The 13,307-nt window shown below is 74.1% G+C and carries 13 protein-coding genes and 2 pseudogenes; 10 read left to right on the forward strand and 5 right to left on the reverse strand.

The window, feature by feature from the left end:
- The first annotated feature begins 94 nt into the window (after positions 1-94).
- From QA634_RS27425 to QA634_RS27455, 7 genes and pseudogenes are all read left to right on the forward strand, one after another.
- Positions 95-424 (forward strand): HigA family addiction module antitoxin, encoded by a 330-nt coding sequence (locus tag QA634_RS27425; protein WP_012335145.1) that lies wholly within the window; start codon positions 95-97, stop codon positions 422-424.
- Entirely contained in the window at positions 421-1,323 is a 903-nt protein-coding gene (locus tag QA634_RS27430) for an AAA family ATPase (protein WP_012335146.1), read from the forward strand. Before QA634_RS27425 ends, QA634_RS27430 begins: the two co-directional genes overlap by 4 nt.
- Positions 1,320-2,503 (forward strand): annotated as a pseudogene (locus tag QA634_RS27435) (vWA domain-containing protein). Before QA634_RS27430 ends, QA634_RS27435 begins: the two are co-directional and overlap by 4 nt.
- Before the next feature lie 49 nt (positions 2,504-2,552).
- The gene (locus tag QA634_RS27440; protein WP_012335148.1) at positions 2,553-2,876 is read left to right on the forward strand and encodes an XdhC family protein; all 324 of its coding nucleotides are present in this window, start codon (positions 2,553-2,555) and stop codon (positions 2,874-2,876) included.
- Positions 2,877-2,912: 36 nt separating this feature from the next.
- Positions 2,913-3,599, forward strand: coding sequence for an XdhC family protein (locus QA634_RS27445; RefSeq protein ID WP_012335149.1), 687 nt, complete (start codon positions 2,913-2,915; stop codon positions 3,597-3,599).
- Positions 3,600-3,608: 9 nt separating this feature from the next.
- Positions 3,609-4,636, forward strand: a pseudogene (locus QA634_RS27450) (molybdopterin-binding protein).
- Positions 4,633-5,238: a nucleotidyltransferase family protein gene (locus QA634_RS27455; protein ID WP_012335151.1), complete on the forward strand. Its 606-nt coding sequence runs from the start codon at positions 4,633-4,635 to the stop codon at positions 5,236-5,238. Before QA634_RS27450 ends, QA634_RS27455 begins: the two are co-directional and overlap by 4 nt.
- Positions 5,239-5,372: 134 nt before the next feature.
- Here QA634_RS27455 and QA634_RS27460 read toward each other — a convergent pair whose 3' ends face one another.
- Positions 5,373-5,948 carry an exopolysaccharide biosynthesis protein gene (locus QA634_RS27460; protein WP_026190719.1) on the reverse strand — a complete coding sequence of 192 codons (576 nt, stop codon included), beginning with the start codon at positions 5,946-5,948 and terminating at the stop codon, positions 5,373-5,375.
- Positions 5,949-6,238: 290 nt separating this feature from the next.
- Positions 6,239-6,508 (reverse strand): usg protein, encoded by a 270-nt coding sequence (locus QA634_RS27465; RefSeq protein WP_012335153.1) that lies wholly within the window; start codon positions 6,506-6,508, stop codon positions 6,239-6,241.
- 317 nt (positions 6,509-6,825) lie between these two features.
- On the opposite strand from QA634_RS27465, the gene bcsS reads away from it, so the two are divergent.
- On the forward strand, positions 6,826-7,572 hold the full coding sequence (gene bcsS, locus QA634_RS27470; protein WP_012335154.1) for a cellulose biosynthesis protein BcsS: 747 nt from the start codon (positions 6,826-6,828) through the stop codon (positions 7,570-7,572).
- Here the strand turns inward: bcsS and QA634_RS27475 are convergent.
- Positions 7,495-9,096 (reverse strand): cryptochrome/photolyase family protein, encoded by a 1,602-nt coding sequence (locus QA634_RS27475; RefSeq protein WP_012335155.1) that lies wholly within the window; start codon positions 9,094-9,096, stop codon positions 7,495-7,497. The genes bcsS and QA634_RS27475 overlap by 78 nt on opposite strands.
- 6 nt (positions 9,097-9,102) lie before the next feature.
- Positions 9,103-9,849, reverse strand: coding sequence for an SDR family NAD(P)-dependent oxidoreductase (locus QA634_RS27480; RefSeq protein WP_012335156.1), 747 nt, complete (start codon positions 9,847-9,849; stop codon positions 9,103-9,105).
- 143 nt (positions 9,850-9,992) lie between these two features.
- Between QA634_RS27480 and QA634_RS27485 the strand changes: the two genes are divergently transcribed.
- Positions 9,993-10,859, forward strand: a complete 867-nt coding sequence (locus QA634_RS27485; RefSeq protein ID WP_012335157.1) for a methionyl-tRNA formyltransferase — start codon at positions 9,993-9,995, stop codon at positions 10,857-10,859.
- A 3-nt stretch (positions 10,860-10,862) separates the two neighbouring features.
- Complete coding sequence (locus QA634_RS27490; protein WP_198293016.1) at positions 10,863-11,033, forward strand: DUF2256 domain-containing protein; 171 nt, start codon at positions 10,863-10,865, stop codon at positions 11,031-11,033.
- Positions 11,034-11,170: 137 nt separating this feature from the next.
- Here the strand turns inward: QA634_RS27490 and QA634_RS27495 are convergent, their stop codons facing one another.
- Complete coding sequence (locus tag QA634_RS27495) at positions 11,171-13,180, reverse strand: putative bifunctional diguanylate cyclase/phosphodiesterase (RefSeq protein ID WP_012335159.1); 2,010 nt, start codon at positions 13,178-13,180, stop codon at positions 11,171-11,173.
- Positions 13,181-13,307 lie beyond the last annotated feature (127 nt).

Raw genomic sequence — 13,307 nt, forward strand, 5'->3', positions numbered from 1 at the left:
GCACGCGGTCGGTCTCGGCATCCGGCACCTGGCGCACCGCGTTCGACATGGGTGAGGGCGAGATCTACAACCTCGACCTGGAGGATGACCATCGATGGCCGAGCCGCCGATCCGGATCGGGATGAAACCCGCGCATCCCGGCGAGTTCATCCGCGCGGAGGTGATCGAGCCGCTCGACCTCTCGGTCGGCAAGGCGGCGGACATCCTCGATGTCCGCCGCGCGACGCTCTCCGACCTGCTCAACGGCAAGGCGAGCCTGTCGCCCGAAATGGCCTTGCGGGTGGAGAAGGCCTTCGGCGTCAGCATGGATACGCTGCTGCACATGCAGGCAGGGTTCGATGCGCATGCGATGCGCGAGCGGGCGGACAGCATCCTCGTGACGCGCTACGTCCCGGTCTCCGACCCGGAGACAGGGACCGCATGACCCCGCCCGCCTCGATCGACGCCACCCTCGACCTCCTCGCCGCGGCCGGCTACGTCGCCGACCGGGCGCTCGCCACGGTGGCCTTCCTGTCGCTGCGCCTGAGGCGCCCGCTCTTCCTCGAGGGCGAGGCGGGCGTGGGCAAGACCGAGATCGCCAAGGTCCTGGCCGCGAGCCTGGGCCGGCCGCTGATCCGGCTGCAATGCTACGAGGGCCTCGACGTCGCCTCGGCGGTCTACGAGTGGAACTATGCCGGGCAGATGATGGCGATCCGCCTCGCGGAGGCGGGCGGCGGGGTCGACCGCGACCGGCTCGAATCCGAACTCTTCTCCGAGCGCTACCTGATCCGGCGACCGCTCCTGCGCGCCCTGGAGCCGGGGGAGGGCGGCGCCCCGGTGCTGCTGATCGACGAACTCGACCGCACCGACGAGGCCTTCGAGGCCTTCCTGCTCGAGATCCTGTCGGATTTCCAGGTCACGATCCCGGAACTCGGCACCGTGCGGGCGCCCGAGCCGCCCATCGTGGTGCTGACCTCGAACCGCACCCGCGAGATCCACGACGCGCTCAAGCGCCGCTGCCTCTATCACTGGGTCGATTACCCGGACGCGGCGCGCGAACTCGCCATCCTGCGCCGGCGCGTGCCCGGCGCCGGGGAGGCGCTCGCCCGCGACGTGGTCGCCTTCGTGCAGGCGATCCGCAAGGAGGACCTGTTCAAGGCGCCCGGCGTCGCCGAGACCCTCGACTGGGCGACCGCCCTCGTCGAGCTCGACGCCGTCGCCCTCGATCCCGCCCTGGTCTCCGACACGCTCGGCGTGCTGCTGAAGTACCAGGACGACATCGCGGCGATGCAGGCCGGGCGGGCCAAGGCGCTCCTCGACGAGGTGCGGTCGGCCGCGCGATGACGGGCCGGCTGCCGGACAACATCGCCCACTTCGCCCGCGCCCTGCGCAGGGCCGGGCTGCCGGTCGGGCCCGGGGACGTCATCGACGCGGTCGAGGCCGTGGTGGCGGCCCGGATTGGCAGCCGCGAGGACCTCTACTGGACGCTCCACGCCGTCCTGGTGCGCAAGCACGAGCATTCGGTGCTGTTCGAGGAGGCGTTCCGCCTGTTCTGGCGGCGGCGCGACCTCATCGAGGCGCTGATCGCCCAGATGGCGCCGGTCGCGCCGGCCCGGGGGCGCGAGCCGCCGAAGGCCGGGGCCCTGCGGGTGCGCGAGGCGCTCGCGCCCGACGCCCCCGGCCCCGGCCGAAGCAGGACGAGGCGGCCCTGCGCGCCACCCTCACGGTCTCCGAGCGCGAGGTGCTGAAGGCCAAGGACTTCGCCCAGATGTCGACCGAGGAGGTGGCGCAGGCCCGCCGCCTGATCGCCGCCCTGGCGCTGCCCGACGACGCCGCCCGCACCCGGCGCTTCGCCCCGACGGCGCGCGGGCGGATCGACCCGCGGCGCAGCTTCCAGCGCACCCTGCGCGCCCAGGGAAGCATCGACCTCGCGTTCCGGTCGCCGCGGGTGCGGCCGCCGCCGATCGTCGCCCTCGCCGACATCTCGGGATCGATGGCGGAGTACTCGCGCCTCTTCCTCCACTTCCTGCACGCCCTCGGCGAGCGGCGCCGGGTGCACAGCTTCGTCTTCGCGACGCGGCTCACCAACATCACCCGCGAACTCGCCCGGCGCGACCCGGACGAGGCGCTCGTCCGGGCGAGCGCCCGGGCCCGCGACTGGGAGGGGGGCACCCGCATCGCCGCGGCCCTGCACGCCTTCAACCGGCACTGGTCCCGCCGGGTGCTCGGCGGGGGCGCGGTGGTGCTGCTGTTCACGGACGGGCTGGAGCGCGAGGTGACGCCGGAACTGACCTTCGAGATGGACCGGCTGAAGCGCTCCTGCCGCCGCCTCGTCTGGCTGAACCCGCTCCTGCGCTTCGACCGCTTCGAGGCCCGGGCGGCCGGCATCCGGGCGATGCTGCCCCACGTCCACGATTTCCGGCCGATCCACAGCCTCGCGGCGATGGAGGATCTCTGCCGCGCGCTCGGCGCAGGGCCGGTCCGCGCCGACGACCCGCGCGCTTGGTTGCGCCGGGCCGGCTGATGCCTACCTTCTCGGCAGCGCGCCCGCGGCGGGGCGCCGGAGATCCCCGATGCTCTCCACCGACACCGACATCCTCTCGGCCGCGCAGGCCTGGCGCGAGGCCGGGCGCGGCGTGGCGCTCGCCACCGTGATCGAGACCTGGGGCTCGGCGCCCCGCCCGGTCGGCAGCCACCTGGCGATCGACCAGGAGGGCAATTTCCTCGGCTCCGTCTCGGGGGGCTGCGTCGAGGGCGCGGTGATCACCGAGGCGCTGGAGGTGATCGAGGAGGGGCGCCCGCGCGTGCTGGAATTCGGCGTCGCCGACGAGACCGCGTGGCGGGTCGGGCTGTCCTGCGGCGGGCGGATCCGGGTGCTGGTGGAGCGGGTCGCGTGAGGGGGAGCCCGGCGAGGGTCCGGCGCGGGGAACGCCATGCAGCTTGATCTCCTGAAGGCCCTCAACGCCGAGCGCGCCGCGCGCCGCGCCGCGATCCTGGTGACCGCCCTCGACGGCTCCGCGCAGCGCCTCGTGCGCGAGGCCGAGGCCGCCGCCGACCCGCTCGCGGCCGAGCTCCTGCCCCGCTTCCGGACGGGCCGGAGCGGCCTCGCCGAGGCGGAGGGCGGGCCCGTCTTCCTGACCGTGCAGGTGCCGCCGCCGCGGCTGGTGATCGTCGGCGCGGTCCATATCAGCCAGGCGCTGGCGCCGATGGCCCGCCTCGTCGAGCTCGACGTCACGATCATCGACCCGCGCACCGCCTTCGCGACGCCCGAGCGCTTCCCGGACGTGCCCCTCGTGGCGCTGTGGCCGGACGAGGCCCTGGCGGGGCTGCCGCCCCTCGACGCCTACACGGCCGTCGCGGCGCTGACCCACGACCCGAAGATCGACGATCCCGCGCTGGTCGCGGCGCTCGCGGCGGAGTGCTTCTACGTGGGGGCGCTCGGCTCGCGCAAGACCCACGCCCGGCGGGTCGAGCGGCTGCGCGAGGCGGGCCTGTCCGAGGAGCGGATCGGGCGGCTGCGCGCCCCGATCGGCCTCGCCATCGGCGCGGTGAGCCCGGCCGAGATCGCCGTCTCGATCCTCGCCGAGATCGTCGCGGCCCTGCGCCGCGCCGGCCCGTGAGGTGAGCCGATGAGGTTCGGTCCCGTCCCGGTCGCGGATTCCGTCGGGCTGATCTCGGCCCACGCGGTGCGGGCGGGCGGCGCGGTGCTGCGCAAGGGCAGCCGGATCGGCGCCGAGGAGGTCCGCCGCCTCGCCGAGGCCGGCATCGCCGAGGTCGTCGTCGCGGCGCCGGAGCCGGGCGACGTCGGCGAGGACGAGGCCGCCCGGACGATCGCCGCGTCCGTGGCCGGGGAGGGGATCGAGCTCGCCCCTCCTTTCACCGGCCGCGCCAACCTCCACGCCGCCGCGGCGGGCGTGCTCGTGCTCGACGGCGGCGCGATCGCGGCCGTCAACGGGGTCGACGAGGCCGTCACCCTGGCGACCCTCGCCCCGTTCAAGCCCGTCGTCGCCGGCGAGATGGTGGGCACGGTCAAGATCATCCCCTACGCGATCCCGGGCGACGTCCTGCGCCGGGCGCGCGAGGCCGTCCCCCGCCCGGCCGTCGCGGTGGCGCCCTATCGCCTGCGGCGGGTCGCGGTGGTCTCCACCCTGCTGCCGGGCCTCAAGCCCAGCGTCGTCGACAAGACGCTGCGGGTCCTGGGGAGCGCCTCGCGCCGGCCGGCGCCGCACTCGCCGCCGAGACGCGGGTGCCGCACCGGGCCGAATCCGTCGCGGCCGCCCTGCGCGAGGCGGTGGCGGCGCCGGCCGACCTCGTCGTGGTGTTCGGCGCCTCGGCCATCGCGGACCGGCGGGACGTGATCCCGGCCGGGTTGTCGGCGGCGGGCGGGCGGGTCGAGCATCTCGGCATGCCGGTCGATCCCGGCAACCTCCTGCTGCTCGGGCGCCTCGGGGAGGTCCCGGTGATCGGGGCGCCGGGCTGCGCCCGCTCGCCGAAGGAGAACGGCTTCGACTGGGTGCTGCACCGGCTGCTCGCCGGCATCCCGGTCGGGCGCGCGGACCTCGTCGGCATGGGGGTCGGGGGGCTGCTGATGGAGATCGTCTCCCGGCCGCAGCCGCGGGAGGGCGGCGCCCCGGCGGAGGCGGAGGACGGGGCGTGAGCCCGCCGGTCGGCCTCGTGCTGCTCGCGGCCGGCCGCGGCACCCGCTTCGGCCCGGCGCCCAAGCTGCTGGCGCCGCTCGACGGGGTGCCCCTGGTGCGCCACGCCGCCGAGGCGGCCCTGCGCGCCGGGATCGGGCCGGTCGTCGCGGTGTTCGGCCACGCCGAGGAGGCGGTGCGCGCGGCGCTCGCCGGCCTCGACCTCGTCCTCGTGCGCAATCCCGCCTACGCGCAGGGGCTGTCGACCTCCCTGCGGGCCGGGCTCGCGGCCCTGCCGGAGGCGGCGGAGGGCGCGATCATCCTGCTCGGGGACATGCCGCGCGTGCCCCCGGCGCTGCTGGCCGGCCTCGCGGCGGCCTTCGCGGGGACCGACGCGGCCGTGGTGCCGGTCTGCGCCGGGCGGCGCGGCAACCCGGTGCTCCTCAACCGCCGCCGGCTCGCGGCGGAGCTCGCGGCGCTCGCCGGGGACCGGGGCGCGGGGCCGCTCCTCGCCGGGCGGAGGGACGTGCGGGAATGGCCGGTCGAGGAGGCCGGAATCCTCCTCGACGTCGACACGCCCGAGGCCCTCGCCGGCCTCGCGCGATCCCCGAACGATCCGCTCTGAGATGAATCATCCGCTGTCCGAACGATCACGTCCGAAAAGCGGATCCCGGATCACACGCCCGCGCGGCGCTTGGGCGACGCCGACATCCGCATGGCCGAAATGGGAGATGGCGACGCGACCCGTCGGATGTCGGATCAGGCGATCCCGAGGCTGAACAGGCCCACGACGGCGCTGAACACCGCGTAGACGAAGCCGAGATTCAGCAGCACGCCGAGCGCCCCGACCCCGAGCCCGGCCATCACCACGATCCCGTCGCGCTCGACGAGGCCGAGCCCGACCAGGGACACGGCGAGCCCGAGCGGGATCTGCCCGACGATCGGCGCGGCGACGATCAGGACCAGCGCGAGGGTGAGCAGCAGCAGGCCCATCGCCCGCATGCCGACCTCGTTCTCGAAGACGCGCATGCGCGGGCGCGACCAGCGCTCCAGGCGCCGCAGCAGCGGCACCGCCCGGGCCACCGCCCGCTGCAGGTCGGAGCGGGCAATCGAGCGGCCGAGCAGGGCGCGCGGCAGCCAGGGCGCCGACATCCCGGCCGCGATCTGGGCCGCCACCAGCGCCAGCAGCAGCCCGCAGATCAGCGGGATCGGCGGCGGCATCGGCAGGCAGTTCGGCAGGCCGAGCAGCACCACCAGCAGGGCGAAGGCCCGGTCGCGCAGCACCGCCACGATGTCCCCGACCGTGAGACGGTCGGCCTCCTGCGCGGCCAGCACCGTCAGGACGTCGGAGGTTCGCGTCGGTTTGGTCAAGGGGGTGCCGTCCGCTGCCTCGGTCGCGGCGCCCGCTCTAACCTGTTCTTTCCCCTCGGCCAACCCGACCGCCCGTCGTGCGGGCGATGCGTCGCATTCGTCGTCCCGGTCCAGGAGCCCGACCGGCTCCCGGGGCGCCGCCGCCAACCGCGCGCGCGTGCTCGTCATCCGCAGCCATCCTCGCGCCCCCGCGAGAGGGCAACCGGGCCGTCTTCAGCCGAGCAACCGGGCTTTCCTGAGGCAGGCCCCCCGGTTCAGTGCAGCGTGAGCACGCCGTTCACCGTCCGGAACTCGGCCGGCTTGATGAGTTGCGAATGGGACACACGCACCGAATGGAGCGGGCCTTCCAGCTCGCGCTCCCAGAACGCCAGGAAATCGTGCAGGACCGGGAATTTCGGGGCGAGATCGTAATCCTGCCAGACGTAGGTCTGCAGCACCCCGGGATGGTCGGGCATGCGGTACAGGATCTGCGCGGTGGTCAGACCATAGCCCTCGAGTTGACGCAGGAACTCCCTGGAAACCATCGGACCTCCTTCCTCGGCCGAACCGATCGCGGCCGCGCAACTTGCCGGCTAACGGTCCGATGATGGGGTGAAGGCACCGTTAAGCTCAAGACCAAAAATCGGCTTTCGCGTGCAAAAACAAGGCTTTGGCAGCATCCGCGAGGGATTGCTAGCAGCCCCGCGCCGGCCCTGCCGCGTGCCGGACTTCCTCAGAGGAAGGCGCGGCGATCCCGATTCGTTCCGACATCTTGCGATTTTCCTAACGGAAGAGAGTTGACTCGAAAGACGATGGAAAAGACTTTTCCATCGGTTTGCACCGCACCGCACCGGATCGTCCCTTGCGCGGCCCGAATCAGCTTCGCGGATGGGGCGATCTCGCGGCGGCCTGCGGCGCGCTGCTCTGGGCGCAGGCGGCCGCGGCCGAGGGCCGGGACGAGGTCCGGGCGGTGCTGTTCGGCGGCCTCGATGCGGGCCGCTCCACCTTCGTCAACGCGGGCGTCAAGGCCGCGCCGGGCGGCCTCGTCAGCGACGGATTCGTCCTGCTCGGCGGGTTCGGCACCGGCCTGCGGAGCGAGCGCGACTGGTACGGGCGCCCGGCCCCGGACGGGCGGCGCCCGCCGCGGGTGTTCCGCCACACCGTCCTCGCCAACGCCCTGGGGGGCTGGCAGTGGCTGCGGGAATGGGGCGTCGTCGCGGTCCTCGTCGGTCCCGAGATGTCCTTCGAGACGCTGGGCACCGGCGGCGCGCCGCGGCGCGCCCTGCGCTTCGGCCTGCGCCTCCACGCCGAGGTCTGGGCCCGGCCGACGCCCGAGACCCTCCTCACCGTCACGGCGATCACCGGCAGCGCCCGCCGGGATGGCTGGGGCCGGGTCTCCTGGGGATGGCGGGCGGGCCCGGCCTATCTGGGCCCGGAGGCCGCCCTCTACGCCGACGCGACCGGCTACCGGAAGTGGTCGCTCGGCCTCCACCTCACCGACTTCGCCCTCGGCGAGGCCAACGGGCGGGTCTCAGCCGGATGGCTCTACGAGGAAAAGGTCCGGCGTCCCGGCCTCTTCCTGGCGACCTGCCTGTGGCTGCCCCTCTGACCCGTCGAGCCCCGCGAGGAAGCGCGCGGCATCGGCCAGGATCTCCCGGCGGCGGGAGGCGGGCATCCGCGCGAGGGTGCGGTAGGGCATGGCGAGGCGCGGGTTGCCCGAGAGCCGCTCCGCGTGGGTGATCAGGAAGGCCCAGTAGAGGTAGTTGAAGGGGCAGGCCCGCGTCCCGCTCTTCAGCCGCACGTCGTACGCGCAGGCGCGGCAGTAATCCGACATGCGGTCGATGTAGGCGCCGGAGGCCGCGTAGGGCTTGGAGGCGAGCAGGCCCCCGTCCGCCCACAGCGCCATGCCGTGGACGTTCGGGAGTTCCACCCACTCGTAGGCATCCGCGTAGACGACCAGGAACCACTCCTCCAGCGCGGCGGGCCGGATCCCGGCGAGGAGGGCGAAGTTGCCGAGCACCATCAGGCGCTGGATGTGGTGGGCGTGGGCGTGGGCCCGCGTCGCCGCGACGCTGTCGGCGAGGCAGCGCATCGCCGTCTCGCCCGACCAGTAGAACCAGGGCAGGTCGCGCGCCGCCCCGAGGGCGTTGGTGGCCGCGTAATCCGGCATCCTCGCCCAGTAGAGGCCGCGCACGTATTCCCGCCAGCCGAGGATCTGGCGGATGAAGCCCTCGACCGCGTTGAGGGGCGCGCGCCCCTCCGCGTGGGCGCGCTCCGCCGCCCGGCAGACCTCCTCGGCGTCGAGGAGGCCGAGATTGAGGGCGGGCGCGAGCAGCGCGTGGTAGAGGAAGGGGGCGCCCGCCCGCATCGCGTCCTGGTAGTCGCCGAAGGCGGGCAGGCACTCGTCCAGGAAGTGGCGCAGGGCCGCCAGGGCCTGCTCCCGCGTCACCGGCCAGCCGAACCCGTCGAGATCGCCGAAATGCCCGGGGAAGCGCCGGGCCACGAGGGCGATCACCTCCCGGGTGACCGCGTCGGGCGGGAAGCGCAGGCGCGCGGGGAGGCGGTGATCGGCCGGAAGCTTGCGGCGGTTCTCCTGGTCGAAGTTCCAGCGCCCGCCGACCGGGGCGCCGTCCCGCATCAGGAAGCCGGTCCGGCGGCGCATCGCCCGGTAGAAGGTCTCCATGCGCAGGCTCGCGCGCCCCTCCGCCCAGCGCGCGAAGGCCTCGCGCGGGCAGAGGAAGCGGATGTCGGCGCGGATCTCGACCGGAACGCCGAGCGTCTCCGACCAATCCCGCATCATCGCGAGCACCCGCCACTCGCCGGGCTCGGTCACCACCACCCGGTCGGGCCGGTGGCGGGCGACCGCGCGGGCGAGTTCCCCACCGAAGGAGCCGGTATTGCCCGCATCCTCCAGCGCCACGTAGTCGACCGCGACGCCGCGCGCCCTCAGCTCCGCCGCGAAGTGGCGCATGGCCGAGAGGACGAGCGCGATCTTCTGCTTGTGGTGACGGACATAGGTCGCCTCCTCGGCGACTTCGGCCATCAGCACCACGTCGCGGGCCGGGTCAAGGTCGGTCAGGCCGGCGAGGCGCGGGTGGAGCTGGTCGCCCAGCACGAAGCGCAGCGTCCGCACGGCGCCTCAGCCCCTGGTGCGGACGCGCGAGCGCCCGCCATCGACGCCGATCACCTGGCCGGTGATCCAGCCGGCCTCCTCGCCGACCAGGAAGGCCGCGAGGCCGCCCGCATCCTCGGGCCGGCCGAGGCGCTGGAGCGCGTGCATGCCGGCGATGCCGTTCGCCACCGTCTCGTTGGCGGTGAGCGGCGCGGCGAGCGGCGTGCGGGTGAGGGAGGGGGCGACGACGTTCACGCGCACGCTCGGGGCAAGTTCGGCCGCGAGCGCGCGGGCGAGTCCCTCGACGGCGCCCTTGGCCATCGCCACGCTGGCATGGGCGGAAAAGCCCTGGGCGACCGCGACCGTGGAGAACAGCACGACCCCGCTCGTGCCCGTCCCGGCCCCCTCCCGCAGCGCGGGCGCGGCGGCCTGCACGGCCAGGAAGGCGCCGAGCGCGTTGAGGCGGAAATCGGCCTCGATCTCCTCCGCCCGCAGCCGCGCGACCGGCCGCAGGGTGATGCTGCCGACCGCGTAGACGAGGCCGCCGAGCGCGTCCCCGGCCTGCGCGGCGGCGCGCGCGGCGGTGGCCGGGTCGGTGACGTCGCCCGCCGTCACGGTCGTGTCGCCGAGTTCGGCGGCGGCCGCCGCGAGCCGGCCCGCGTCGCGGGCGACGAGGTGGAGGGGCCGGCCGCGCGCCCGCAGCGCCCGGGCCGCGGCGAGGCCGATCCCGCCCGTGCCGCCGAAGATCAGAACCCGTGCCGCCCCGCCCGTCATGCCGCCCCCCTTTGCCGCGCGCCTCGCCGCTCGCCTTGCGGCTCCCCTTGGCCCGCGTCCGGCGCTAGGTATGGCGGGACGGGCTCGGGTCAGCCGAGCTGAACTGCCGCAGGGGCCGGCGGCGATCCGGGGGAGCCAGGGGCATGAAGTTCGCCTTCGCGGGGATCGACTTTCTCGGCGGCGTCTTCGAGGCCCTGGCGGGGGCCGGCTGGCAGCCGATCAAGCTCTTCACCCGGCCCTGCGACGGCATCTACGACTTCAACGACAGCGTGGTGACGCTGGCGCGCCGCCACCGGGTGCCGATCCAGCTCTCGCGGGTGCGGCCGGCGGATCTCGACGCGCTGACCCAGGAGCACGGCCGCGACTGGGCGCTCGTCGTCGCGGGCTATCCCTGGCTGATCACCGGCTGGCCGGGCCGGGTGCGCTACGCGCTCAACTTCCACCCCTCGCCGCTGCCGACCGGCCGCGGCCCCTACCCGCTGTTCAAGGCGATCCTCGATTCCTACGAGACCTGGGGCGTCACCGCCCACGTCCTCGCCGAGGAGGGGTTCGACACCGGCGACATCCTCGCCCAGGAGCTCTTCCCGCTCTCGCCCGGCGAGACCCACGAGACGCTGCTCGCCCGCTGCCAGATCGCCGCGATGCGGCTGGCCGCCGGACCGATCGCCCGCGACCTGCCCGCCCGCTGGCGGGCCCCGGAGCCGCAGGGCGACGGCTCCTACTGGCCGCGGGTGACGGATGCGGACCGCACCCTCGATTTCCGCCAGCCCGTCGCCGCGGTGCTGCGCAAGGTGCGGGCCTTCGGGACGATCGAGACCGTGGCGCGGCTCAACGACGCCCGGGTCTTCGTGGCGGCGGCCGACGGCTGGGTCGAGCCGCACCGCTACGCGCCGGGCGCGATCGTGCACCGCCACCGCCGCCACGTGCTGGTGGCCGCCCGGGACGGCTTCGTGCAGATCACCCGCTGGAGCACGCTGCCGCTGGCGGAGGCCGGCCAGACCGGCCGCTGAGCCGTGCCGCCGATGCGCCGCAAGGGCGACCTGCCCGAGAAGATCTGCGCCCAATGCGGCCGGCCCTTCGCGTGGCGGCGCAAGTGGGAGCGGGTCTGGGAGGAGGTGCGCTACTGCTCGGATCGCTGCCGCCGGGAGGCGAAGCGGGGCGGGGCGGGGCGGAGCCGGTCCTGAGCCGTCATCCGCCATCCGGTTGATGGCTTCGCCATCTCCGATTTCGGCCATGCGGATGTCGGCGTCGCTCAGGCGCCGCGCTCAGGCGCCGCGCGGGCTCGTGATCCGGGACCCGCTTTGATCAAGCGGATCCCGTATCAGGCGGCGCGCGACCGCGGCAGGATCCCGCCGGGGCCGGGCGTCGGGCAGAGCTCGCGCAGGGGCGCCGGCTTGCCGAGCAGGTAGCCCTGGACCAGGCGGCAGCCGAAGCCCCGCAGGCGGTCGAGCTGCTCTTCCGTCTCCACGCCCTCGGCGACGCATTCCAGGCCGAGATACGTGCAGAGGTGCAGGATCGTCTTCACGATCGCCTCGCCGGTGGGCGTGTCGACGCTCGCCACGAAGCTGCGGTCGATCTTGATCCGGTCGAGCCCCAGCCGGTGCACGTAGCCGAGGCTCGAATGGCCGGTGCCGAAATCGTCGAGGGCGATCCGGCTGCCCAGGGCACGGAGCTTGCCGACCGAGCGGCCCGCCGCCTCCAGGTCGGCCATCAGCGCCGTCTCGGTCAGCTCGAAGGTCAGGCGGCTCGGCGCGACGCCGCTGCGCAGGATGAGCGCGACGATCGCGTCGGTCGCCTCGGGCGAGCTGAGATCGTGCGAGGACAGGTTGAAGGACAGGCCGACCGCTTGCGGCAGGTGGTCGATCTCGCCGAGCGCCTTCTCCAGGAGCAGGAGCGTCAGCCGGTGAATCAGGCCGCAGCGCTCCGCGACCGGGATGAACCGGCTCGGCGGGACCGCGCCGAGGAGCGGGCTCCGCCAGCGCGCCAGCGCCTCCACCGTCCGAACCGACCCGGAGGCCAGGTCGTAGACCGGCTGGTAGTGCAGCTCCAGCTCGGCCTCCAGTCCCGCCGCCTGCAGCGCCGCCTCGACGGCGCGCTCGGCCTGGATCAGGTCGTCCTGCTCCTTCGAGTAGACCGTCACGGCGCCGCGGCGATGCTGCTTGGACTGGTAGAGGGCGTGGTCGGCGTGGTCGAACAGGGCGGCGCCGTCGCGGTCGGCGGCGCTGGCGAAGGCGACGCCGCAGGAGCAGCCGGGGGACAGGAGGATGTCGCCGGCGCGGAACGGCTGCCTCAGCAGGTCCGAGACCTCCCGGCAGAAGGCGGCGACGTCGCGGCCGAGGGCCCGCGCGTCGATCAGGGCGCCGAACTCGTCGCCGCCGAGACGGGCCACCCTGACGGCCTTCCCCGCGAGGCTCCCCAGGCGGCGGCCGGTCTCGGCGAGGACGCGGTCGCCGGCCGAATGCCCGTAGCTGTCGTTGATGGACTTGAAGTGGTCGAGGTCGAAGATCGCCAGGGCCAGCTCCGCCCGGTCCGGCCCGTCGCGCAGGCCGTCGAGGGCCGCGAAGAAGTAGCGCCGGTTCGGCAGCCCCGTGAGGCTGTCGGTGTGGGCGAGGCGGAAATTCTCCTCGGCCAGGAGCCGCATCTCCTCCTGCTTGCGGATCAGGGCGGCCTGGGAATGGATCAGCTTCAGGAACGAGTCGTAGTTGGCGCGCAGCACGCGCACCATCACCATCACCACGAAAGCGAGGTTGAGCGAGATGGCGCCGAAGACCGCGTTGCCGGTCGTGAGGTAGTGCGCCAGGAAGACCGCGGTGACGATCGCGGTGACGAGGAGGGCGCATGCCGGCAGGTGCATCAGGCAGAAGATGCAGGCGATGACCGTGATGGCCACGAAGAGCGCGACGTGGCCGCGCTCGAAGGGGCCGCCGTAGCCGTCGAGCATGACGGCCCAGACCACGAAGGCGAGGGACAGGAAGGCGGTGAGAACGACCGTCCGGCGCATGCGGGCCGCCGCCTCGGCCGCGTCGACCCGCCCGGCGTCGAGCCGGTACCAGTGGATGCCGCGGCCGATGCAGATCGGGACCAGGAGGGCGAGCACCCCGACCGTCAGCCAGGGCGGCGCCAGCCGCGCATGCGTGAAGGCGACGGCGACGGCGTTCGCCGTCAGGCAGGCGTAGAGCGCGGGGATCTGCTTCTTGATCTCGGCGAATTGCGCGACGCGGATGCGGTCCCGGAGCGGGTCGGCCGCCTCGGCGCCGAGCCCGCGCGCCCGCAGGGCGTCGCCGGCGCCCCGCGCGAGGGCCGACCATGCCGCGGCCAGAAGGGACCGCATCGGGCCCGGCCCCCGCGGGCCGGTCGGATGACCGGGGACGTCGTGCGGCGCCGATGCGTCCCCGGGTTCCGCGGACCTCAGATCGGGCATGCGCCATTCCCCAACGTCGAAGCACCCGGATCGCGAT

The organism is Methylobacterium sp. CB376 (assembly GCF_029714205.1).
In the GTDB taxonomy this organism is placed as follows: Bacteria; Pseudomonadota; Alphaproteobacteria; order Rhizobiales; family Beijerinckiaceae; genus Methylobacterium.